The 22955-nt window shown below is 71.7% G+C and carries 17 protein-coding genes; 7 read left to right on the top strand and 10 right to left on the bottom strand.

Annotated features, from left to right (window positions below; translation table 11 throughout):
• Positions 1-31 precede the first annotated feature (31 nt).
• Both ACLB9X_RS31085 and ACLB9X_RS31080 read right to left on the bottom strand, forming a co-directional pair.
• Complete coding sequence (locus ACLB9X_RS31085; protein WP_410363764.1) at positions 32-649, bottom strand: dihydrofolate reductase family protein; 618 nt, start codon at positions 647-649, stop codon at positions 32-34.
• A gap of 220 nt (positions 650-869) precedes the next feature.
• Positions 870-2135, bottom strand: coding sequence for an LCP family protein (locus ACLB9X_RS31080; RefSeq protein ID WP_410363763.1), 1266 nt, complete (start codon positions 2133-2135; stop codon positions 870-872).
• A gap of 108 nt (positions 2136-2243) precedes the next feature.
• On the opposite strand from ACLB9X_RS31080, the gene ACLB9X_RS31075 reads away from it, so the two are divergent.
• A complete protein-coding gene (locus ACLB9X_RS31075; protein WP_410363762.1) occupies positions 2244-2792 on the top strand; it encodes an acyl-CoA thioesterase in 549 nt (182 codons plus the stop codon).
• A gap of 102 nt (positions 2793-2894) precedes the next feature.
• Here ACLB9X_RS31075 and ACLB9X_RS31070 read toward each other — a convergent pair whose 3' ends face one another.
• Entirely contained in the window at positions 2895-4259 is a 1365-nt protein-coding gene (locus ACLB9X_RS31070) for an LCP family protein (protein ID WP_410363761.1), read from the bottom strand.
• A gap of 244 nt (positions 4260-4503) precedes the next feature.
• Here ACLB9X_RS31070 and ACLB9X_RS31065 point away from each other — a divergent pair, with 244 nt between their 5' ends.
• Positions 4504-5520 carry a glycosyltransferase family 2 protein gene (locus ACLB9X_RS31065; RefSeq protein WP_410363760.1) on the top strand — a complete coding sequence of 339 codons (1017 nt, stop codon included), beginning with the start codon at positions 4504-4506 and terminating at the stop codon, positions 5518-5520.
• Positions 5521-5590: 70 nt separating this feature from the next.
• Here the strand turns inward: ACLB9X_RS31065 and ACLB9X_RS31060 are convergent, their stop codons facing one another.
• The 4 genes from ACLB9X_RS31060 to ACLB9X_RS31045 form a co-directional block, all read right to left on the bottom strand.
• Positions 5591-7288, bottom strand: coding sequence for an LCP family protein (locus ACLB9X_RS31060; protein ID WP_410363759.1), 1698 nt, complete (start codon positions 7286-7288; stop codon positions 5591-5593).
• Between the two features lie 14 nt (positions 7289-7302).
• On the bottom strand, positions 7303-9090 hold the full coding sequence (locus tag ACLB9X_RS31055) for an LCP family protein (protein WP_410363758.1): 1788 nt from the start codon (positions 9088-9090) through the stop codon (positions 7303-7305).
• A 220-nt stretch (positions 9091-9310) separates the two neighbouring features.
• A complete protein-coding gene (locus tag ACLB9X_RS31050; RefSeq protein ID WP_410363757.1) occupies positions 9311-10627 on the bottom strand; it encodes an LCP family protein in 1317 nt (438 codons plus the stop codon).
• 173 nt (positions 10628-10800) lie between these two features.
• Positions 10801-11553: a TIGR03089 family protein gene (locus ACLB9X_RS31045; RefSeq protein ID WP_410363756.1), complete on the bottom strand. Its 753-nt coding sequence runs from the start codon at positions 11551-11553 to the stop codon at positions 10801-10803.
• A 128-nt stretch (positions 11554-11681) separates the two neighbouring features.
• Here ACLB9X_RS31045 and ACLB9X_RS31040 point away from each other — a divergent pair, with 128 nt between their 5' ends.
• The 3 genes from ACLB9X_RS31040 (at position 11682) to ACLB9X_RS31030 (ending at position 15172) form a co-directional block, all read left to right on the top strand.
• The gene (locus ACLB9X_RS31040) at positions 11682-12971 is read left to right on the top strand and encodes a peptidoglycan recognition protein (protein WP_410363755.1); all 1290 of its coding nucleotides are present in this window, start codon (positions 11682-11684) and stop codon (positions 12969-12971) included.
• Positions 12972-13075: 104 nt separating this feature from the next.
• On the top strand, positions 13076-14167 hold the full coding sequence (locus ACLB9X_RS31035; protein ID WP_410363754.1) for a sugar phosphate nucleotidyltransferase: 1092 nt from the start codon (positions 13076-13078) through the stop codon (positions 14165-14167).
• Positions 14168-14176: 9 nt separating this feature from the next.
• Entirely contained in the window at positions 14177-15172 is a 996-nt protein-coding gene (locus tag ACLB9X_RS31030) for a DNA-3-methyladenine glycosylase family protein (protein WP_410363753.1), read from the top strand.
• Between the two features lie 86 nt (positions 15173-15258).
• Here the strand turns inward: ACLB9X_RS31030 and ACLB9X_RS31025 are convergent, their stop codons facing one another.
• The 3 genes from ACLB9X_RS31025 to ACLB9X_RS31015 are packed head-to-tail and all read right to left on the bottom strand — an operon-like array spanning position 15259 to position 18055.
• Complete coding sequence (locus ACLB9X_RS31025; protein ID WP_410363752.1) at positions 15259-16557, bottom strand: coenzyme F420-0:L-glutamate ligase; 1299 nt, start codon at positions 16555-16557, stop codon at positions 15259-15261.
• Positions 16554-17510, bottom strand: coding sequence for a 2-phospho-L-lactate transferase (gene cofD / locus ACLB9X_RS31020; RefSeq protein ID WP_410363751.1), 957 nt, complete (start codon positions 17508-17510; stop codon positions 16554-16556). Before cofD ends, ACLB9X_RS31025 begins: the two co-directional genes overlap by 4 nt.
• Positions 17511-17542: 32 nt before the next feature.
• Complete coding sequence (locus ACLB9X_RS31015; RefSeq protein WP_410363750.1) at positions 17543-18055, bottom strand: cysteine dioxygenase; 513 nt, start codon at positions 18053-18055, stop codon at positions 17543-17545.
• Positions 18056-18694: 639 nt separating this feature from the next.
• Between ACLB9X_RS31015 and ACLB9X_RS31010 the strand changes: the two genes are divergently transcribed.
• The gene (locus ACLB9X_RS31010) at positions 18695-18958 is read left to right on the top strand and encodes a WhiB family transcriptional regulator (protein WP_018846780.1); all 264 of its coding nucleotides are present in this window, start codon (positions 18695-18697) and stop codon (positions 18956-18958) included.
• A gap of 300 nt (positions 18959-19258) precedes the next feature.
• Positions 19259-22954, top strand: a complete 3696-nt coding sequence (locus tag ACLB9X_RS31005; RefSeq protein WP_410363749.1) for a glycosyltransferase — start codon at positions 19259-19261, stop codon at positions 22952-22954.
• The last annotated feature ends 1 nt before the right edge of the window (position 22955 follow it).

Raw genomic sequence — 22955 nt, 5'->3', positions numbered from 1 at the left:
CGCGCCGGGGCCGTCGGCGTGTCCGGTCCCGCTAGCCCTCGTCCTGCGGGAGGTGGGACTTGGCGTCCTCGTCCGAGCCCTCGCCCGGCTGCTCGGCGGGGGCGTAGAAGAGGTGCAGCACACCCGTCTCGAAGGTCTCGGAGGAGAGCAGCTTCAGGGGGATCGGAGTGTCGCCCTCGTCGAAGAGGCGCATGCCCTTGCGGACGGCGATCGGGTGCACCAGCAGCTGCAGCTGGTCCAGCAGCCCCGCGGCCAGCAACTGCCGGACGACGGAGACGGAACCGCTCATCGCGATGGCGCTGTCGCCCGGCTCCTTCTTCAGCGCGGTGACCGCCTCGACGAGGTCGCCCTTGACCAACTCGGAGTTCCGCCAGGTGAATTCCAGCTGCTGCCGCGACACGACGATCTTCCGGGCGTCACCGAGGATCTTGGCGAAGTGCGCGTCCTCCCCACCGGCCGCCTCCCGCTCGGGCCAGGCACCGGCGAAGCTGTCGTAGGTCCTGCGCCCCAGGATCAAGGTGTCGGCCTTACCGAGGACGGAGTCGACGGCGGCGCCCATCTCGTCGTTGAAGTAGGGGAAGTGCCACTGGTCGGGTGCCTCCACGACACCGTCGAGCGAGATGAACAGCTGCGCGATGATCTTCCTCATGCCGGCCTCCACGCCAGTCGTCATGCCTCTCGTCCCAGTAGACGCCCTACCCCGCGAAAACTCATCGGCGACGCCTCGACGACCGGTCCAGGGATACCGGGGAACTCCATGCACCTCCGCGCCGTCATGGCCTGTTCGCCACCGCCGGGCGTGCCGTACAGCAGGTGCCACACCTCCACGAAGGCCCGCCGTGCGAGCGCGGCGGGCCTCTCATGGGGCGTCACTTGTCGGTCACGGTGACCTTCTCGTCGTTCTGGATCTGCTGCACCAGCTGCCGCACCTTCGCCTTGTCCCAGACCAGGTTCCCGCCGCGGCTGCCCGACGTCGGCATGTTCAGCGACGTACCGCTGCCGTCCGTGATGCCCTTCATCGCGAAGAACATCTCGCCCAGGTCCCACAGGGACATGTCCTTGTCCACGATCAGGGTGTCCAGGCCCGCGCCCATCGTCGGGTACAGCTTGAACGGGTTGAGGATCGTGCCCGGCGTCGCCGCCTGGTTCGCCATCGCCGACAGGAACTTCTGCTGGTTCTTGGTGCGCGCCAGGTCCGACTCCGCGAACGCGTACCGCGTGCGGACGTACGCCAGGGCCTGCTCGCCGTCGAGCGTCTGCTTGCCCGCCTGGAAGTCGGCGCCGGACTTCTTGTCCTTGAAGCCCTTCTCGATGTTCATCTCGACACCGCCGAGCGCGTCCACGATGTTCGCGAAGCCCGCGAAGCCGATCTCGGCGTAGTGGTCGATGCGCAGACCGGTGTTGTGCTCGACCGTGCGCACCAGCAGCTCGGGCCCGTCCTCCGCGTACGCGGCGTTCAACTTCACCCGCCGGCCCGCGCCCTGGAACGTCTTGCCCGACTCCGAGCCCACGAAGGTGGGTATCTCCACGTCCGAGTCACGCGGCAGGGACACCATCGTGTTCCCGCTGCCGCAGGCCGCGAGGATCATCATCGAGTCCGTGCGCTTGCCCTCGGCGGAGCCGGTGTGCAGCTTCTTCTTCTCCTCGGCCGTCATGCCCTCACGGCTGTCCGAACCGACGATCAAGTACGTCGTGCAGTCGCCCTCCTGCGGGCGCTCGATCACCTTGGAGAGGTCGACCTCGCGCCGCACCTTGGAGTCGGCCCAGAAGTACGTGCCGATCGCCGTGCCGAGCACCGCCACCAGCACCACGACCGAGCCGACCTTGAACCGGCGACGCCAGTCCGGGGCCGGTCCGGGCTGCCGGTACGGGCCGCCCTGCTGCGGCGGGATACGGCCGCCTCCGCCGGGGGTGCCGTAGACCTGGCCCGTGTTGTAGCCGCTGTCGTACCCGGGCTCGGCATAGCCCTGGTCGTAGCCGCGCTGCTGCGGGGGCACCGAGCCGCGCTGAGGTGCGGCCGGGCGCTGGACATGGCGCATCACGCGCGCACCTTCGGGCTGTTCACCGGCGCTGCCACGCCCGTAGCCACGCCTCGTGCCGCCGTCGTCGGTCCATCCTTCGGGCCAGTCGTTCATGCGGAACAGTGTGCCGGTGCGGCCCGGGGCGCCGACAGGGCGGGTGGGACATCACACCCCGGCTGTAGCGAACCTGATGCATTGCGGCCCCGGCATATGGTGGAGGGCATGACAGATCAGGCCCAGCGCCCGGAGGACGAAATTCCGGGCAAGCCCACTTCGGCGTCTCGTACCACGCTCAGCCACATCATGACCGGCAGTGACACGAATCTCCTCGGTACCGTGCACGGCGGCGTGATTATGAAGCTGGTGGACGACGCCGCGGGCGCCGTCGCGGGCCGGCACTCCGGCGGCCCGGCGGTCACCGCCTCCATGGACGAGATGGTGTTCCTGGAGCCGGTCAGGGTCGGCGACCTGGTCCATGTGAAGGCCCAGGTCAACTGGACGGGCCGGTCCTCGATGGAGGTCGGCGTACGCGTCCTCGCCGAGCGCTGGAACGAGTCGACGCCCGCGACCCAGGTCGGCAGCGCCTACCTCGTCTTCGCCGCGGTCGACGCGGACGGCAAGCCGCGGCCCGTGCCTCCGGTGCTCCCGGAGACCGAGCGGGACCAGCGGCGCTACCAGGAGGCGCAGATCCGGCGCACCCACCGGCTGGCCAGGCGCCGCGCGATCAAGGAGCTGCGGGAGAAGCGGGCCGCGGAGGGCATGGAGGACTGAGGGAGAGGTCGCCGGAGGCGGCGGGCCGCGCACGGAGGACTGACGGCGCGAGGACACCAGAGCGGCGGTCGCGCACGGAGACCGACGCGGCGCGCGACACCGCTACGGGCACACCACCTGATCGCCCGTGACCGCACCGAACTCGCCCTGGTACGCGTCCTCCGCCCGTACCGGCGTGACGCCCTTGTAGTCGGCGCCCGCCACCACCCGCAGCGTCGGCCCTTGATTCTTGACGGGCCGCAGTTCGCAGCCCGGCAGAGCCGCCCGGAGCGACTTCGCCGACCGGTCCCAGCGCGGGTCGTACGTCACATAGGTGCGCCGCACCTGGCCCTTCCCGGTGTCGAGCGGGGCCTGGGTGGTGCGGAAGCCGGTGCCGCGCAGGGCCTTGTCGACCCGGTCGCCGAGGCCGTGGACCCGGGTGCCGTTGTAGACCTGCACCCGGATCTGCTGCGGCGAGACGTCGACCGGCACCGCGCTCGGGCGCTTGGGGCGGTGCGGGGCCAGTGGCTTGTCGTCCCGCAGCAGCTGGAACAGCTTCTTGGACTGCACCGGGTCCCACTTCACCGTGGAGCCGACGCCCTTCACGAGGTGGCCCACATCACCGATGGGCACCGAGGTGAACTCCGAGGAGGCCGGCGTGAAGCCCCGCATCGCCCTGCCCAGCGCGAGCATCTGCTCGGGGCCGAAGCCCTTGTCGGCCCGCACGGAGCCGACCATCGCCGAGGTGACCTGGCGGAACTTCACCGGGTTCAGCAGCACCCCGCTGCTGGTCGCCCGTTGGACGAGGGCCGCCAGGAACCGCTGCTGGCGCTGCATGCGCCCGAGGTCCGCCGCCCCGTCGATGTGGCGGGAGCGCACGTACTGCAGGGCCTGGCCCCCGTTCAGCTTGTGCGTCCCGACGGGCAGGGTCAGGCCGGTGTGCGAGTCCTTCATCGGGCGGGCGGTGCAGATCTCCACGCCGCCGACCGCGTCCACGGTCTTCATGAAGCTGGTGAAGTCGATCTCCAGATAGTGGTGGATCTTCACCTTGGTCATGTGCTCCACCGAGCGCACCGTCAGCGCCGGACCGCCCTTGGAGTACGCGGCGTTCAGCTTCACCGGGTGAGACTTGTGGTGCTTGCCGGTGGTGGCGTCGGTGTACTCGGGGATCTCGGCATAGCTGTCCCGCGGCAGGCTCACCACGCTCGCGCGCTCCCAGTCCTCCGAGAGGTGCACCAGCATGATCGTGTCGGTGCAGCGACAGCCCGTGCCGCCGAGCCGGTACTTCTTCTTCTGCTCGCGCGTGATCTTCTGCCTGCCGTCGGTGCCGACGACCAGGATGTTCATGCCGTTGCTGGCATCGGGGCGGTTCTTCATGTCGAGGAACGGGTCGACCCGCTCGATCCCGGTGCCGAGGCTCGTCACCACCGCGTGCCCGACCCCTCCGACCCCGAGCACCAGCATCGAGAGCGACGTCACCACCCGCACCCCCCAGCGCGGCTTCGCACGTCGGACCGGTCGGGCCGGTCGCGCGGCCGGACGCCGTCTGACCTGCCTCGCCGCGATCGGTGCCGGGCGAGCCGGGATCTGTGCCGGGCGAGGGGGGCGGGGCGGTCGGGGCAAGGGGACACCTCCGCGACGACAGGGGATGCTGAGCAACCGTAGGCCCATACGATCTGCGACACCGGCCGCCGCGCCTGGGCGTCCCCCGTTCGCGGTAACGTGGCGGGCGATGAACGCCACGCCCGCTGTCTCCGTGATCATGCCGGTCCTCAACGAGGAACGGCACCTGCGCAACTCGGTCCGTCACATCCTCGAGCAGGACTACGACGGTGAGATGGAGGTGGTGATCGCGCTCGGACCGTCCACGGACCGCACCGACGAGATCGCCGCCGAGCTCGTACGGGAGGACCCCCGGGTCCACACCGTGCCGAACCCGACGGGTCGCACCCCCGCCGCGCTGAACGCCGCCATCAGGGCCTCCCGCCATCCGATCGTGGTGCGCGTCGACGGCCACGGCATGCTGTCGCCGAACTACATCGCGACCGCGGTCCGTCTCCTGGAGGAGACCGGCGCTCAGAACGTCGGCGGCATCATGCACGCCGAGGGCGAGAACGCCTGGGAGGACGCGGTCGCCGCCGCCATGACGTCGCGGATAGGGGTGGGCAACGCCGCCTTCCACACCGGCGGCGCGGCGGGCGAGGCCGAGACGGTGTACCTGGGCGTCTTCCGCCGCGAGGCCCTGGAGCAGCAGGGCGGGTACAACGAGGAGTTCATCCGCGCCCAGGACTGGGAGCTGAACTTCCGCATCCGCGAGGCGGGCGGACTGATCTGGTTCTCGCCGGAGCTGAGGGTGCGCTACCGCCCCCGGCCGTCCGTGCGGGCGCTCGCCAAGCAGTACAAGGACTACGGCCGCTGGCGCCACGTCGTCGCCCGCTACCACGAGGGCTCCATCAACCTGCGCTACCTCGCCGCCCCGACCGCGCTGTGCGCGATCGCCGCCGGCCTGGTCCTGGGCGCGGCCGTCACCCCGTGGGCCCTCGTCGTGCCCGGCGGCTACCTGGCCGCGATCACGGCCGGCTCGGTTCCCGCCGGCAAGGGCCTGTCCCTGAAGGCCCGGGTGCAGATCCCCGTCGCGCTGGCCACGATGCACATGGCGTGGGGGTACGGCTTCCTGACGAGCCCTCGCTCGCTGGCGAAGAAGGTCATCGCGAGCCGCCGCCCGTCGGTGAAGACCATGAAGGTCTGACCCACCCGCGCAGTACGCCGGAAGCCGGTCCGCCCTTGGGGGGACCGGCTTCCGTCATGAGCGCGGGGACTCAGAAGCGGTACGGCGCGTAGATGTCCATGCACGCGTCCCTGTCGTCGCCCATCACCGTCTCGGTGTTCTTCGGCGGCCCCGAGGCCGGCTCGGACTTGGGGAAGGTGTTCCCGGCCCGCCAGTCGGAGCCGACCACCAGGGTCACGCCCGAGACGTCCGTCGACCTCTTCACCGCACTGGTGGGCACTCCGAGCGCCTTGGCGACCGCATGCGCGTCGCCCTCGAGGTCGGCGCTCGGGAACAGCACCTGCGTGCGCTTCTGCGGGTCGGGAGTCGAGTCCACCTGCGCTCCGGTGAACCCCTTCTGCGCCAGCACGCCCGTGACGGCGGCGGCCCGCTCGTACGTGGCCGGCCCGTCGGCCCCTGTGCCGTTGCGGACCATGACGCCGATGTCGGCGGGGTCGGCGGCCGGGTCCTTCGGCGCGGCCGGCGTCTTCGGCTTCGACGTCGGGGCCTTGCCGTCCACCGGGACGTCATCGCGCAGCATCTCCCAGAGCCGCTCGGCCTCGCCCGGCGCGGGCAGCACGTGGTTCTTCGGGTTGGCCGGGTCGGGGATGCGCGGCATGGTGAGCATCGCGATCCGGTCGGTCGGCACGTCCTTGAGGGTCATGCCGAGGTCGAACAGCTTCCTGACCGTGCCGATCTCCTCGGAGACCTGGAGGGCCTTGGTGGCTGTCTCGGCCAGGTCCATGAGCCGGCCGCCGTCGGTGAAGGCGTTCTGGTCCTTGAGCTTGCGGATCACCGAGTTCATGTACATGTGCTGGGCCTCGGAGCGGCCGAAGTCGCTCTCGAAGGCGTGCCGTGTGCGCAGCCACTGGAGGGCCTTGACGCCCTGGATCTCGTGCGAGCCCTTGGTCAGCCTGAGGCCCGAGCCGCCGGGCACACCGGGCTTGGGGCCGTCGTACACGTTGTGGTTGACGCAGATTTCGGCGCCGCCGATCGCGTCCGCCATGTCCACCACGCCGGCGAAGTCGACCATCATCCAGTGGTCGATGTAGACGCCGGTGAGCTCCTGCCAGGTGGCGAGGGTGCAGCCGGGGCCGCCGCGTCCGAGCGTGGTGTTGATCAGGTCCCGCGTGGCGACGTACTTGTCCCCGGTCTTGGGGTCGGTGCACGCGGGTATGTCGACCTTGGTGTCACGCGGGATGGAGACCACCGAGGCGTTCTTGCGGTCGGCCGAGACGTGCAGCAGCATCTGCACGTCCGCGAGCGGAGGCGCTCCGACACTCTTCCTGGAGCCGCCCAATTCGAGGTTCTCGCTGGAGTTTCTGCTGTCGGAGCCGATCAGCAGGACGTTCAGCGGGGTCTGCCCCGCCGCGTTCGGAGCCGACTTCTTCACGTCGGAATTTGCCGAACTGCGTTCGCCCTTGCGGATGTTGCTGTTGAGGTGCTCGTAGTACAGGTACCCCGCCCCCGCCGTACCGAGGACGATCACGGACAGGGTCAGCGTGATCCCGCGCAGTATGCAGCGTTTGCCGCGTTTCGCTCGCCGGGCGGGCGTCCGGTGGCGGTCCAGGCCGGAGCCCTCCGCCGCCGAGTCCCGCTCGCTTCCTCGGTCCTGCTCGTCGTCGGGGGCCGTACGGGCCCCCGGTACGCGCCCGGCCGTGTCTTCGTAAAGGCTGTCGTCCCAGCCCCGCGCCGCCGCGTCCCGGACGCCCGCGCTCGTTCTCTCCCCGCCCACCGTGCTGCTTCCCATGCCCCCCCGTTCTGTTACGAGCCCGCGCACACCTGTTTGTCGGCTTCTACCTTGTCCACTTTCGGCGGCTTCTGCGGACCGACGATGGGCACCCCCGCGCCCTTGAAATCGGGCCCGAGCGTCAGCGTCATCGCCTCCAGGTCCTCCGCGTCCTCCGTACCCGGCTTGAGCGCCGATGCCGGCAGACCCATCAAGTCCGCGAGCTTGCGCGCCTGGTCGGCCTGGTTGGGCGCGTACTCCAGCTGAGTCTTGGCGACCTTGGCCTCGGCGTTGCCCTTCTTGCTGGACTTGAGCACGCCCTGGGAGTTCTGCAACCAGTCCAGAGTCTTCTGCGCGGAGCCCCCGGGACCGCCGCCGTTGAGGACGTCGACGCGTACGTCGGACGCGTCGGCCCTCGGCCCCTTGAGGAGCTCGGCCTGCTTGTCCTTGGCGGCCTGTTCCTTCTCCTTCTCCTTCTTCTCCACCTCGGTGAAGGAGACGTCGTTCTGGATCATGCTGAAGACCTGCGGGGCCTTGACCGGGTCCGGGACGACGGTCGCCTTCTGGCCTTCCGGCTCATCGGGGTTGTCGACCACAGGCACGGTCATGAAGGAGATGTTCTTCAGGTCGATCTTGCCGAGCTCCTTGGCGAGAGCCACCAGCTTCTCGGCTTTGCCTATCCCCGTGTCCACCGTGAGGGCCTTGGTCGCCGCGTCCGCGACATCGAGCATCTTCGTGGGACTACCCAGCGTTTCCTTCTTCAACTGGCGGATCATGGACGCGACGAACTGCTGCTGCTGCTTGATCCGGTCCAGGTCACTCTCGTTGGCGAGACCGTGCCGGTTGCGGAGGAAGGCGAGGGCGACCTCGCCCTGGATTTTCTGCTTCCCGGCCGGGAGATCGAGCTTGGAGTAGTCCTTGTCGTGGATGGGCTTGTTCAGGCAGACCTCCACGCCTCCGACCGCGGTGGACAGCGTCTTGACCGCGTTGAAGTCGACCATCATGAAGTGGTCGACCTCCACTCCCGTTATCTCCTTGACCGTACGCATGGTGCAGCCCGGATCACGGCCGTTCACGCCGAGGGACTCGTTGAACCTGGTGGTGCCCGTCGAGCCGGGGATGACCTTGGTGGAGCCATCGGCCTGCTTGGTGGGGCAGTCCGGGATTTCGATCTTGAGGTCCCGAGGAATGCTCATGGCGGTCGCGTTGGTGCGGTCCTCCGAGACGTGAAAGAGGATCGTGGTGTCGGCGTGCCCGGTGACGTTGTCCTTGTCGCCGTAGCTCTCGTTGCCCTCGCCGGTGCGTACATCGTTGCCGATGACCAGGATGTTGAGCGGTCCCTCGTCCAAGGCGCCGCCGTTGGCCGCGTCGCCGACGTCGATGGAGGAAATGTTGCCGTCGAGTCGCTGGTACAGGTAGTACGCGCCGGCCGAGGCACCGACGAGTACGAAGGCCATGGTGCCCCCGGTCCACAGCAGGACCTTCTTCTTGCGCGACGTCGGCTGCTTGCGCTTGCGGCGGCCGGTCTGCTGCTGCGGGATACGGCCCGAGGCGTCGCCGCCGCGGCGGCTGCGCTGACCGGGTACCTCGGGGGCCGGGGCGGCCGACCTGCGGCGGGTGGCGGTGCCGGCCGCCGGCGTCGCCGTCTCGGCGGGCTCGGCGGAGCGGCGAGACCTTCTTGCGCCCGCGGCTCCGGTGCGGGAGGCTGGTGAATGCGGTGCGGATTGGTCCAGTCGCAGTTCGTAGTTGCCGGTTTGCGGGTTCATGACCCACTGGTCGGCGGGGTCGATCTCGTCCGCCCGTCCACGGCCTTGTGCATCCACGGTTGTTTGAGTCCTCCGTCGGTGCCACGCGACGCGCCGCCCCCGGCAGGCGCTCGGTCCTTCGATCCAGCAGTGCGCGACACGGGGTCGGGTGCACCGGATCGCGTCACACTATCCGCCCAGTTCAACTGGGAGCGACGCCCGTGACAAATTCCACGTCCCTTACAAGCGGGCATTCCGCCCAATCCGCCTGAGCTGCGGTCTTCGTTTGGCCATTGCTTTACTCACACATTCCCTCGGCCGCGTTGGTTCCCGGGAAGGTCGGCGTCGGAGCGGGGCTGGCGTCGCCGCCCGTGTCCCGGTCCGTCCTCCGCTCGGGCACGACCCGGACATCGGCGTCCTTCCTGAGCTGCTCGAAAAGTTCACTTGCCGTCGGCTGCACCAGCTCGTCCCTGTTCGGATCGAGACGGTAGGGCTTGCGCGGAACAGTCAGGAACTGCACCTTTTCCGTCGGTACGTTGCGAAGTGCCCGGGTCAGGTCGTAAAGGTCCTTGAGCGAGTCGAGTCCGGCGTCCGTGGTGACGGACTTGGTCGCCGCGTCCAGCACCGGGTAGAGCCGGGTCGGATTGAGCAGCACACCGTTGCTCTGCACCTTCTTGACCAGCGCGCCGAGGAACTGCTGCTGGCGCTCCATGCGCTCGGTGTCGCTGCCGTTCCCCAGCGTCTTCCGCGCCCGTACGAACCCGAGAGCCTCCTCGCCGCGCAGCGTCTGGCGGCCCGCGGGCAGTTTGAGCCGTGCGGCCTTGTCGTCGATCGGCTCGGTCAGGCACACCTCGACGCCGTCCACCGCCTCGACCATGTCCTTGAAGCCCCGGAAATCGATCACCATGTGGTGGTCGACGCGGATTCCGGTGAACTTCTCGACCGTACGGATGGTGCAGGCCGCGCCGCCGAACTGGAACGCCCAGTTGAACTGCGCGATCTGCTCCCGGGTCCGCTTGCCGCCGGGCCTGCCGCAGCTGGGGATCGTGACCATCAGGTCGCGCGGGACGGACATGGCGGTCACGCTCTGCCGGTCCCCGGCGATGTGCAGCAGGATCGTGGTGTCGGAGCGCTGGCTGTTGTGCGCGTCCTTGCCGTACCGGTCGTTGCCCTCGCCCTCCCGGGTGTCGGAGCCGAGCAGCAGGATGTTCTGCGCGCCGGTGACGAGCGCGCTGGGGCGCTCCTTCTCGTACGCCTCCAGCTCCGCCGCGGCCGAGGTGTCGGTGGTGATGTTGCCGTCGAGCTTGTGGTAGAGCCACCAGCCGGCGCCCGCGGCGGCGAGCACCGCGGCCGACGTGCCGAGCGCGGCCCAACGCAGCACGTGCCGCCTGCGGTTGGCCCCGGAGCCGGCGTCCGCGCGCGCGCCCGCGGTCCCGGAGCCCGCATCCTCGCCCGCGGTCCCGGAACCGCCGTCCGCGCCCTCCGGAGCCCCGGCAGCGGCGTCCGGGCGGGAGCCCGCGTCCGTGGCGGCAGCGTCCGACGGCTCGGCCCCGTCCCCGGTCGGGCCGTCCGGTTCGGCGGGCGTACCAGCCTTGTCCGTCACGTGGTCGTCCATCCTTCATGGCATCGGCGGCGCGCTGGGCCGCCGGGACACCCGGCTAGACCGCTGAACCCGGCGCTTGGTTGTGCGTGGAAACACGCTTGTCGCCGATCATCCATCGGAGTTGACGCCCGGGCCGGGAGGGCTCGGCCCGGGTGTGCGCCACTTGAGTGGACTTCAGCGGCTCGTCATACCGCGGTGCCGGTGACCCGCTCGCTCTCGATCCGCTTCGCCAGCCCGTCCTCGGACAACTCACCCAGGTTGCGGCACAGTACGACGGAGCCACCGGCCACCAGCGGAGCGAACAGCCCGGCGGACAGTCCCTCCCAGGTGTCGTACGGCAGGCCCGACAGCAGCCGGGAGCCCGGGCCGAGCCCGAGCCGGTCCGCGTCCGCGCGCGCCCGCTCGACGAGTTCGGCGCCGGTCAGCTCGAGACCGCCCACCGCGAGGGCGGCCTCGTCCGGGTCCACCGGCGCGTAGGGGGCGAAGCGGTCGCCCTGACTGGGCACCTCCACCGCGTAGTCGGCGTAACCGGCCGGCGGGACAGGGAAGCGACGGCCGAGCGGTTCCAGCGACAGCGCGATCCGCTCGCCCCGGCACGCGAGCCCGGCGTCGAACTGCCCCGGGCCCGCGACCACGTGGTCCGCGCCGGCCGGATCGCCGCCCACATCCGCGACGACGCCCACCGACGAACAGGCCAGCAGCCACACGGCGGTCTGCCAGTGCGCGGGCAGCAACAGCGCCAGGCGTTCGCCCGGTTCGGCGGCGAGTTCCCCCTGGAGGAGATTGGCGGTCTTGGCCACCCAATTGGCGAAGGTCGCGACGGACAATTCCACGCGCTCACCGGTGGCATCGTCGTAGAAGGTGACCAAGGGGCGTGCGGGGTCCGCGGCGAGCGCGGATCGCAGCAGGTCGGCAGGGGTACGGTCGCTGGCGTTCACCCGCGCAAGCGTACGCCGGGGCGTCCGGCGGGGCCTCCGTACCGGTGAACGGGGTCCTCCGGTCGGCCGGGCGCGGGGCCGGTTTTCCCGGCAGGCGGTCGCCGTGCGCCCGTCCCAGGATTTCTGCCATGCGTGGATACCTTGCATCTTCGATCACCGTGGCGTGCGCGGCCGCGCTCGTCCTTCCGCTCTCGCTCACCTCCGGCGCGCTCGCCACGTCCCCGGGTGACGTGCCGGACGTGCCCGGCAGCACGCGGTCCCTGCCGCTGCGGCCGCTCGGCACAGCACCCGCCGACCGCACGCCGAGGGCCGCGGTCCAGGGCCTGCCGCCCCAGGACGTGGAGCCGTTCTCCCTGGTCGGCATCGTCTGGGACGACGGGTCCGCCGTACTGGACGGCACCGTCGAGATCCGCACCCGCGACATCGTCTCGCGGACCTGGTCGGCCTGGCAGGAGGTCGAGACCCACAACGAGGACCACGCCGCGGACCCCGGCACCGCGGAGAGCAACTCGGACCGGGTGCGCGGAGCCACGGTGCCCCTGTGGGTCGGCGCGTCCGACGGCGTGGAGGTGCGCGTGACGCAGGCCGACGGCCGGGCGGGCCGGCTGCCGGACGGCATGCACCTCCACCTCGTCGATCCCGGTGACGACCCCGAGGGCACCGGCTCCGTCACCTCCGGCCCCGGGACCGAGGGCTCCGAAGGGCGCGCCCCGGCCGGCGGACTGGAGATCCCGGCGCTCGACCGGCAGGACACGGAGACGGAGGCGGCCGCGGCGGGCGACCTCGTCTTCGACACCCTGACGGCCAGGCCCTACATCGGGCCCCGCCCGCGCATCATCACCCGCAAGGGATGGGGCGCGGACGAGAGCCTGCGGGAGCCGGGTTTCGTCTACACGGACTCCGTGCAGGCCGCCTTCGTGCACCACAGCGACACCGGCAACAACTACACCTGCCAGCAGGCGCCCGCCGTTCTCCGCGCCATCTACCGCTACCACGTCGAGAGCACCGGCTGGCGCGACATCGGCTACAACTTCGCCGTCGACAAGTGCGGAAACATCTACGAGGGGCGGGCAGGAGGCGTGGCCAAGCCGGTGCAGGGCGCCCATACCCTCGGCTTCAACGCCAACAGCACCGGAATCGCCGTCCTCGGCTCGTACAGTTCGTCCAATCCGCCGGGAGCCGCCGTGACCGCGGTCGCCAAACTGACGGCATGGAAGCTCGGCCTGTACGGCGTCAATCCGAAGGGCAAGGTCACACTCACCTCCGGAGGCAGCGGCAAGTACGCGGAAGGCGCGAAGGTCTCCCTCAACGCCATCGCCGGACACCGCGACGGGTACCTCACCGACTGCCCCGGCGGCAAGCTCTACGGCAGGCTCGGCACCGCCCGTACGGCATCGGCCAAATACCAGGGCCGATGACAGCCGGCCCGGGGCCGTGCGCGTCGAGACCGCCGCACCCACTGCATAAACTGGCCGGTCCAACCAGCGACCGCGCCCGGCCCCAGCAGGAAGCAGAGACCGCAGTGAACCAGGCTCCAGAAGCGATTCTCCTGGTCGGAGGCAAGGGCACCCGGCTGCGTCCGCTCACCGTCCGCACACCGAAGCCGATGGTCCCCGCGGCCGGTGTCCCCTTCCTGACCCACCAGTTGGCGCGGGCGCGGTCCGCAGGCGTCGAGCACATCGTGCTCGCCACCTCCTACCTGGCCGAGGTGTTCGAGCCGTACTTCGGCGACGGCTCGGCGCTCGGACTCCACCTGGAGTACGTGACCGAGGAGGAGCCGCTCGGCACCGGCGGCGCGATCCGCAACGTCGCCTCCCGGCTGACGTCCGGGCCCGACGACCCCGTGCTCGTCTTCAACGGCGACATCCTCACCGGCCTCGACATCGGGGCCCTGGTCGGCACGCACCGCGCGACCGGCGCGGACGTCTCCCTCCACCTCACCCGCGTGGACGACCCGCGCGCCTTCGGCCTCGTGCCGACGGACGACACCGGACGCGTCACGGCCTTCCTGGAGAAGCCGCAGACGCCGGAGCAGATCGTCACCGACCAGATCAACGCCGGCGCATACGTCTTCCGCCGCTCGGTCATCGACGCGATCCCCGCCGGCCGGCCCGTCTCCGTCGAACGCGAGACGTTCCCGGAGCTGCTGCGTTCCGGCGCCCACCTGCAGGGCATGGTCGACTCCACGTACTGGCTGGACCTCGGCACCCCGCACGCCTTCGTGCGCGGCTCCGCCGACCTGGTGCTCGGCCGGGCTCCGTCCCCGGCGGTGCCCGGCCGGCGCGGCGACCGGCTGGTCCTGCCGTCCGCGCGCGTGGCGGCCGGCGCGAAGCTGACCGGCGGCACGGTCGTCGGCGAGGGCGCCGTGGTGGGCGAGGGCGCGCGCATCGACGGCAGCACGGTGCTCGCGGGCGCCGTGGTGGGCGCGGGCGCGGTGATCTCCGGCTCGCTCGTCGGCGAAGGCGCGCGCATAGGCGCCCGTACGGTCCTGTCCGGCGTGGTCGTCGGCGACGGCGCGGTCGTCGGGGAGGACAACGAGCTCAGGGACGGTGCGCGGGTGTGGTGCGACGCGGTTCTCCCCGCGGGCGCGGTCAGGTTCTCCTCCGACCAGTAGCCTGACCGCATGGCAGGACGCTTCGAACCGGGGGCCGGGCGCGCGATGACGCGCGGCGGCGCGACACGCGTACCCGCCGCCATACCGCGTCAGGTGTCGGCCGACCGTACCCGCCGGTGGACGCCGCCCGGGCCCCTCGATCTGGGCCTGGTCCTAGGTCCGCTGCGCCGTGGCCCCGCCGACCCCACCTTCCGCACCACGCCGGACGGCTCCGTCTGGCGGGCCAGCCGCACGCCCGAAGGCCCCGGCACGCTGCGGGTCGCCCTCCGGGGCGGCACGGTGGAGGCCGAGGCATGGGGCGCGGGCGGCGAGTGGCTGCTGGACCGGCTGCCCGATCTGCTCGGCGCGTCCGACACACCCGAGGACTTCACGCCGCACCACCGCCTGGTCGCCGCCTCCCGCCGCCGCAGGCCGGGGCTGCGGCTGGTGCGCACGGGGCTGGTGATGGAGTCCCTGATCCCCTCGATCCTCGAACAGAAGATCACGACGGACGAGGCGTACCGGGCGTGGCGGCTGCTGGTCCGCCGGTACGGCGAGCCGGCGCCCGGCCCCGCCGAGCGGCTGCACGTCATGCCGGACCCGCGCGGCTGGGCGATGATCCCGTCCTGGGAGTGGCACCGCGCGGGCGTCGACAACAAGCGTGCCTCGACGATCCTGCGGGCCGTGAAGGTGGCGCGCCGCCTGGAGGAGGCAGCGGCCATGGAGCCCGAACAGGCCAGGGACCGGCTGGAGTTGATCCCCGGCATCGGCCCGTGGACGTCGGCCGAGACGGTGCAGCGCAGCAACGGCGCGGCCGACGCCGTGACGGTGGGCGACCTCCACCTGCCCCGGATCGTGGGCTACGCCCTGGCGGGCGACCGCAATGCGGACGACGCGGCGATGCTGGAGCTGCTGGCCCCTTACGAGGGCCAGCGCCACCGCGCGGCCCGGCTGATCCTCCTTGCGGGCCGCGTGCCGCCCCGCCGCGAGCCCAAGATGCGCCGGGTGGACATCGCGGCGTGGTGACCCCGGGCGGGTGCGGGTGGTTGCCCACGCACACACGGACCGGGTCACGCCTGGAGGCGTAACCCTGTCCGCCGCCCTCCCAAGGGCTACCGCACTTCGATGAACGCCGCCGCGTCCCGCGCCGGACGTGCCGCCGGCGCGGCCGCCGGGTGACCGATCGCCACCGCGCCCATCGGGTCCCACGTGGACGGCAGCTCCAGCACCTCCCGTACCACCTCGCGGCAGAACATCGTGGACGACACCCATGCCGACCCCAGCCGCTCGCCCGCGAGCGCGACCAGGAGGTTCTGGATGCCCGCGCCCACCGCGGTCACGAACATCTCGCGCTCGGCGGTGTCCCGGCGCCGGTCGCCGTACGTGTGGGCGCCGTCGGCGACCAGACAGGGGACCACCAGGTAGGGGGCACGCCGCAGGACGTCCCCGCGCCGTACGCGCTTGGCGATCGCCTCCTGCGACCTGCCGTCGCGCTGCAGATCCGCGACCCACGCGTCGCGCATCGCGTCGAGCAGCCGGATGCGCGAGGACTCGGACTCCAGGAGGACGAAGCGCCACGGCGTGGTGTGGTGCGGCGCGGGCGCCGTCACCGCCGCCGCGACCGCGCGCCGCACCGCCCCGCCGTCCACCGGCTGGTCCGTGAACGCGCGCACCGTACGCCGCTGCGTCACCGCCTCGCGCACCGCCTCCGACGTCCCCAGCCGGAACATGTCGTCGGCCGCGTTCCGCACGAGCGCCCGCGCACCTGCCCCGGTGTCGTCGACCACGTGCGCCAGCCCCCGCACGACGGCGACGGGCAGCCCCTCGGCCTTGCCCTTCACCAGGTCGCCCGCGGCGGCGAGCTCGTCGGCCGTGGCGACCACCGTCGCGGTCAGCGGATTGCCGTACGCGTCCGTGCCGCCCCGCAGGTCGTCCAGCACGCGCACGCCCGCAGCGCCGATCGCGACGTCGGTCAGTCCGCTGCGCCACGGCCGCCCGGACGTGTCCGTGACGACCACGCCGATGTCGACGCCCAGTTCGTCGCGCAGTCCCTCGCGGATCGCGCGGGCCGAGGCGTCGGGGTCCTCGGGTAGCAGCAGCACGGTGCCCGCGGGGGTGTTCGAGGCGTCGACCCCCGCCGCGGCCATGACCAGGCCCTGGCGGTTCTCGACGATGCGCAGGGCGCCGCGCCGCGCGACCACCCGGACCGTCTCGGCGTCGATCGCCGCCTCGCGGTCCGCCGCCTCGACGATCCGGCCCTCGGCCTTGCTGACGATCTTCGAGGTGACGAGCAGGACGTCGCCGTCGACGAGTCCGGGCGCGGTCGCGGCGATCAGCTTGGCCAGGTTGTCGCCCGGCCGCACCTCGCCGATACCGGGCAGCGCCCAGACCCGGTAGGAGGGCGAGCTCACCCGCGTACCTCCTCGGCCAGCGCCAGGGCGGCGCGGGCCATCTCCGCGGTCGCCTCGGCGCCGGTCATCATCAGCGGCACGGCGCGGCAGCGGATGCCCGCCGCCTCGACGTCCGGGACGGAGGCCGCGTCGACCGTGTCGACGAGCCAGCCGTCGAGCAGCCCGGAGCCGTAGTGCCGGGCGACGGCCGCCGCCGTCGCCTCCACGCCCACGGCGGCGAGCACCTTGTCGGCCATGCCGCGCACGGGCGCGTCGCCGACGATGGGGGACAGGCCCACGACCGGCACGCCCGCGTCGGCGATCGCCTCGCGGATGCCGGGCACGGACAGGATGGTGCCGATGCTGACGACGGGGTTGGACGGGGGGAAGAGGACGACGTCCGCCTCGGCGATCGCCTCCAGCACACCGGGCGCCGGCTTGGCCTGGTCGGCGCCGACCGGCACGACGGCCTCGGCGGCCACGGACGCCCGCAGCCTGACCCAGTACTCCTGGAAGTGGACGACCCGCCGCTCTCCGTCGAGGGTGACGACGACATGCGTCTCGACGCGGTCGTCGGACATCGGCAGCAGCCGTACGCCAGGCTGCCACCGGTCGCACAGCGCCTCCGTGACGGCGCTGAGCGGGTAGCCGGCGCCGATCATCTGGGTGCGGACGATGTGCGTGGCGAAGTCGCGGTCGCCGAGACCGAACCACTCGGGCCCCACGCCGTACGCGGCCAGCTCGCTCTTGACCTGGAACGTCTCGTCGCTGCGTCCCCAGCCCTGCTCCTCGTTGATGCCACCGCCGAGGGTGTACATCACGGTGTCGAGGTCGGGGCAGACCTTCAGCCCGAACAGATGGATGTCGTCACCGGTGTTGCCGATCACCGTGACGTCCGCCTCGGGCGCGGCCTGCTTCAGACCGCGAAGGAAACGGGCGCCGCCGATACCGCCGGCCAGAACCACAATGCGCATGCGCCCATCTTGGCAGGCGTGCCGACGGCCCCTCAGGCGGGAACGGACTCCTGCGCGCACCGGGCGGAGGCGTGCATCGGCATCTCGGTCAGGCCCGGGTAGTACACGTGCAGGCTGACGGCCGGCTCCAGGGAGTCGTTGACGACCTCGTGCACATATCCGGGGGCGAAGACGCTCCCCCAGGCTCCGTCCGGGGCCCCCGCGGCCAGGGTGCGACGCTCGCCGCCCGCCGTGCGCTCGGTCAGCTCGCCGTCGAGGACGGTGAACACGCCGGACGAGGGGCCGTGGCCGTGCATGCCGCTGCCCTGGCCGGGGACCCAGCTGAGCAGCCAGACCTCGTAGCCGGGGCCGGTCTGCAGGCGGTGGTACCAACGGGAGGTGGCGTCGTACTCGACGAGGTGCTCCCAGCGCGCGCGGTCGGCGGCGATGGAGCGGGCGAGCCCGGCGAACTCGGCCACGGTGGCGGGGTGCTCGCGGGCGGGCTGGAGCAGGTGCTGGACGGCGAGGATGTCGCCGGCGATCTGGAGGTCGCTGTCGCTGTTCATGGGTGCGGGGGTTCCTCGGCAGGAAGTGCTGGGGTGTCGCAGAGCAGGCGGTACGGGGCGATGCGAGAGATGAAGCTGGAGCTCGTGGGCGTCAACAGCTGGAGCAGCAACAGCAACAGCGCGTCTGGACAGCGCTGCGGAACCCGCGGAGGCGGGTCGCGTGGGGCGCTGAGGTCGCTGGCATGGGATCAAAGGTGACTGCTCCCCTTACCCGATGTCAACCCAATGACCGATTTGGCGGCAATGTTTCATCACATCCGGTTACCGCAACCGGAGAAAGGTTTGTGCAGTCGCGGGCCGGGAGACATGCGCCAGCAACCGTGCTCGCAAACGCCGTTGGGGCGCCGTGACCGTACTGTGATCCGGATCGCTTCGGTGGCTTGATCGCAACATGATCGATGTTTGCGACGTCTTCCCTCTGTGAGGGGAGACGTGGGGAACAGGCCACCGGCATGTGTCAGGTTTTTGGTGATTTGAACACTTTCCGCATAGCCTTGGTTCCGCAGAGTGAATACCGGGCCCGATAGCAGATCGTGGCTTGACTGGCCTGGAGCTACACACTTGTAATTTCACTCGTGTCGTTCGGCCGAAACGATCGCGGCAACATCACGGGGACGTAAAGACAGACGAGGGGCGCACATGACCGAGCTGTTCCAACAACTGCTGGTCGAGGACGCGGACGAAGAACTCGGCTGGCAGGAGCGTGCGTTGTGCGCCCAGACCGATCCCGAGTCCTTCTTCCCCGAGAAGGGCGGTTCCACCAGGGAGGCCAAGAAGGTCTGCCTCGCCTGCGAAGTCCGCTCCGAATGTCTCGAGTACGCCCTCAACAACGACGAGCGATTCGGAATCTGGGGCGGCCTCTCGGAGCGCGAACGCCGTCGGCTCAAGAAGGCCGCGGTCTGATCGCCGGTCGCTGACCCCCGGCAAAAAGTACAACCGACCACAAGATGACCACAAGGCGAACGGTCCGCCGTCTGTGCCCCGGGCACAGACGGCGGACCGTTCGCCTTCCGTCGCCCGCCGCCCCTCGACATGGCCGCCCCCTCGACATGGCTGCCCCTCGACGTGGCTGCCCCAGAGCCCTCGGCCCGGGGGTTACCCCCGCCGCGCCGCAGCGTTTTGCTCGTGCCGTTAGTGTGGGGCCCCGTCCGTGACGCACCAACGCCCCTGCGGGGCGACCCTGGCCGGAGGGCCCGTACCTCAATGTCCGCCACCACAGCCGCGTTTGTCCCGGCACACGCGCCCGAGTTCCCTCGGCACGTCGTCACCGCCGTGCTCGTCTCCCACGACGGCGCACGCTGGCTGCCCGACGCCCTCGCCGGACTGTTGGGCCAGGAACGCCCCGTACAGAACGTCGTGGCCGCCGACACCGGCAGCGCCGACGACTCGGCGCAGATGGTCGCCGACGCCCTCGGCGCCGACCGTGTCCTGCACCTCGCCCGGCGCACCGGCTTCGGCGCCGCCGTCGACGAGGCCGTCCGCACCGCCGGGGTGCTCACCCCCGACGACCTGCCCTATCTGAAGCGCCCCAGCGGCTGGGACCCCGTCACCAGGACCTGGCACGACGAGGCGTACGACATGCCCGAGCTGCCGCACGGCGAGCCCGTGCAGTGGCTGTGGCTGCTCCACGACGACTGCGCGCCCGAGCCCACGGCACTCGCCGAGCTGCTGCGGGTCGCCGACTCCGACGAATACGCCGCGGTCGTCGGACCCAAGCTGCGCGGTTGGTACGACCGCAAGCAGCTCCTCGAAGCGGGTGTCTCCATCGCCAACAGCGGCCGCCGCTGGACCGGACTCGACCGGCGCGAACAGGACCAGGGCCAGCACGACCAGGTCCGCTCGGTCCTCTCCGTATCCTCCGCGGGCATGCTCATCCGCCGCGACGTGTACGTGGAGCTCGGCGGCTTCGACCGACGGCTGCCCCTGATGCGCGACGACGTCGACCTGTGCTGGCGCGCTCATGCCGCCGGGCACCGCGTCCTCGTCGCACCCGGGGCCGTCCTGCGCCACGCGGAGGCCGCCGCCCGCGAGCGGCGCACCGTCGACTGCGTGGGCCGGTCCGTCGCGAGCCCGCACCGCGTCGACAAGGCCGGCGCCGTCTACACCCTGCTGACCAACACCCGCGGCATCGCCCTGCCCTGGATCCTGCTGCGTCTCGTCGTCGGCACCCTGCTGCGCACCCTGGCCTGTCTCGTCGGCAAGGTGCCGGGGCAGGCCGTCGACGAGGTCATGGGCCTGTTCGGCGTCCTGCTGCGGCCCGAGCGCCTGCTCGCGGGCCGCCGCAGACGCTCGCAGCGGGCCGTCGATGCGAGCGAGCTGCGACCGCTGTTCCCGCCGCCCGGTGCCACCGTCCGCGCCACCGTCGAACAGGTCGTCGCCGACTTCGGCGGCTCGCAGGCCGACTCCGGCGGCTCGCGGCACGGCGTCGTCGAGTCGGGGCCCGGCGACGACGACGCGGACTTCCTGGAGATCGAGCAGTTCGCGCGGCTGAAGAAGATCGCCCGCAAGCCGGGACCGCTGCTCTTCGCCGTACTCCTCCTCGTCTCCATGGTCGCCTGCCGCGGACTGTACGGCGGCGGCGCGCTGGCGGGCGGGGCCCTGCTGCCCGCCCCCGCCGACGTGTCCGACCTGTGGAGCCGTTACGCGGACGGCTGGCACCCGGTCGGCAGCGGCGGCACCCAGACGGCGCCGCCCTACCTCGCGGTCCTCGCCGTCCTGTCCGCGCTGTTCCTCGGCTCCACCGGGCTCGCCCTGACCGTGCTGCTCGTCTGCTCGGTCCCGCTTGCCGGTGTCACCGCGTACTTCGCGTCGCGGCCCCTCGTCGAGTCCCGCCTGCTGCGGGCCTGGACGAGCATCGCGTACGCCTTCCTGCCCGCCGCGACCGGAGCGCTCGCCACCGGCCGGCTCGGCACCGCCGTCCTCGCGATCGTGCTGCCGCTGCTCGCCCGTGCCGCCGTCGCCGCACACGGACTGCGGATCAGCGGCGGCGGGCGCGGCAGCTGGCGGGCCACCTGGGCGTACGCCCTGCTGCTCACCTTCGCGATGGCCTTCACGCCCGTCGTGTGGCCGCTCGCCGTGGTCACCGGCATCGCCGTCCTCGTCCTGCGCCGGAACGACATCACCGCCTACGCGCTGCGCTTCCTCGCCGCCGTCGGCACCCCGATGCTCGTCCTCGCCCCCTGGTCGCTCTCCCTGCTGACCAACCCCTCGCGGTTCCTGCGCGAGGCCGGTCTGGAGTTCGGCAGCGGGTCGGCCGACGCGCTGGACCTCCTCGGCATCAGCCCCGGCGGACCGGGTGCCGCCGGCGGCATCCTGATGCTCGGCATCGTGCTCGCCGCGCTCGCCGCCGTGCTGCGCGAGGAACGGCAGTTCGCCATCCGCGTCTCCTGGGCCGTCGCCCTGGCCGCCCTGGTCCTCGCGACCCTGACCAACGGCTCCGGCTGGGCCGGGCCCGCCACGCTCGTCTACGGCATCGCGCTGCTGTCCGCGGCCGTGCTCGGCGCCGAGGGCGGCCGTACCCGCGTCGCCGCCCAGAACTTCGGCTGGCGCCAGCCCGTCGCCGCCCTCGTCGCGCTCGCCGCGGCACTCGCACCGGTCGCCGCAGCGGCAGCCTGGATGATCGACGGCGCCGCGGGCCCGCTCACCCGCCGCGATCCCGTCCAGGTGCCCGCGTTCGTCGCCGAGGAGAGCGACACCCGCGACCAGCCCCGCACCCTCGTCCTCGGCGGCACCTCGGCCGCGAAGGTCTCGTACACCCTGGTGCGGGGCTCCGGCGGTCGGCTCGGTGACGCCGAACTCGCCGAGGCGGGCGGCGGCGACACCCGCCTCGACAAGATCGTCGCGCACCTGGTCGCCGGCTCCGGCGCCGACCAGACCGACCAGCTCAGCGGCTACGCGATCCGCTACGTGCTCGTACGCGACGGAGTACCCCGCCAGACCAGCCGCGTCCTCGACGCCACCCCCGGGCTGAGCCGGCTCAGCCGGCTCGACGGCAGCGCGCTGTGGCGCGTGGACCGCCAGGTCGCCCGGGCCACGATCGTCGACGGCAGGAGCGATCCGCTGCCCGTCGGCTCCGACGCCGTCGAGGCGCACACCGAGATCCCCGCCGGCGGCTCCGGCCGCGTCCTGCGCATCGCCGACCGCGCCGCCGAGGGCTGGCAGGCGACGCTCGACGGCCGCGCGCTGGAGAAGACGACCGTCGACGGCTGGGCGCAGGGCTTCGAGCTGCCCGCCGAGGGCGGCCGGCTCGACCTGACCTACGAGGACCCGGCGACGCACACGGCGTGGATCTGGGTCCAGGCGTTCCTGGCGCTCGTCCTGGTCGTCCTCGCGCTGCCGGGCCGCCGCCGTGAGATCGACGACGACCTCCCCGAGGAGGAGATCACCGTTCCGCGCCAGCCGGAGGCCGGCGAGGGCCGCAGGGCGCGGCGGCTGCGCGCCCAGGCCGAGGCCGAGGCGGCAGCCGTGGAGGACGGCGCGCCCGACCCCGAGCCGTACACCCAACAGCCGGGTGCGGCCGGCGTCTTCACCGCCGGGCAGGACACACAGGCCGCGCCCTACGCGCCGGTTCCCGAGCAGGGGTACGGCGACTGGCAGGGCCGGCAGCCCTACGGCGACGGCGGCTACGCGTACGGCACCGAGCAGTACCCGGGCGGCCAGTACGCCGGCGAGCAGACCTACGGCTCCGAGCAGCCCCACGGCTCCGAGCGGCCTTACGCCGACGGCGCGTACCAGCAGCCCTACCAGGGCGGCCCGTACGGGACGACGCCCTACGGCGGCGACCAGTACGCGCAGGACGCGCGCGACCCCGATCCGTACGGATACGGCGAGCAGTACCCCGAAGGCGGCCAGTACCCCGAGCCGCCCTCCCAGGCCCCCGGCACGACGCGAGGCGAGTGAG

This window comes from Streptomyces sp. 5K101, assembly GCF_046506645.1.
In the GTDB taxonomy this organism is placed as follows: domain Bacteria; phylum Actinomycetota; class Actinomycetes; order Streptomycetales; family Streptomycetaceae; genus Streptomyces.
Note: the sequence above shows the minus strand (reverse complement) of the source record. Positions and strands in the feature narration are given on the sequence as shown.

Bases quoted from the DNA above. Each gene is read 5' to 3' on its own strand.
- ACLB9X_RS31085 (WP_410363764.1), bottom strand. From the start codon at position 649: ATGAGGAAGATCATCGCGCAGCTGTTCATCTCGCTCGACGGTGTCGTG.
- ACLB9X_RS31080 (WP_410363763.1), bottom strand. From the start codon at position 2,135: ATGAACGACTGGCCCGAAGGATGGACCGACGACGGCGGCACGAGGCGT.
- ACLB9X_RS31075 (WP_410363762.1), top strand. From the start codon at position 2,244: ATGACAGATCAGGCCCAGCGCCCGGAGGACGAAATTCCGGGCAAGCCC.
- ACLB9X_RS31065 (WP_410363760.1), top strand. From the start codon at position 4,504: ATGAACGCCACGCCCGCTGTCTCCGTGATCATGCCGGTCCTCAACGAG.
- ACLB9X_RS31060 (WP_410363759.1), bottom strand. From the start codon at position 7,288: ATGGGAAGCAGCACGGTGGGCGGGGAGAGAACGAGCGCGGGCGTCCGG.
- ACLB9X_RS31050 (WP_410363757.1), bottom strand. From the start codon at position 10,627: ATGGACGACCACGTGACGGACAAGGCTGGTACGCCCGCCGAACCGGAC.
- ACLB9X_RS31040 (WP_410363755.1), top strand. From the start codon at position 11,682: ATGCGTGGATACCTTGCATCTTCGATCACCGTGGCGTGCGCGGCCGCG.
- ACLB9X_RS31030 (WP_410363753.1), top strand. From the start codon at position 14,177: ATGGCAGGACGCTTCGAACCGGGGGCCGGGCGCGCGATGACGCGCGGC.
- cofD (WP_410363751.1), bottom strand. From the start codon at position 17,510: ATGCGCATTGTGGTTCTGGCCGGCGGTATCGGCGGCGCCCGTTTCCTT.
- ACLB9X_RS31015 (WP_410363750.1), bottom strand. From the start codon at position 18,055: ATGAACAGCGACAGCGACCTCCAGATCGCCGGCGACATCCTCGCCGTC.
- ACLB9X_RS31010 (WP_018846780.1), top strand. From the start codon at position 18,695: ATGACCGAGCTGTTCCAACAACTGCTGGTCGAGGACGCGGACGAAGAA.
- ACLB9X_RS31005 (WP_410363749.1), top strand. From the start codon at position 19,259: ATGTCCGCCACCACAGCCGCGTTTGTCCCGGCACACGCGCCCGAGTTC.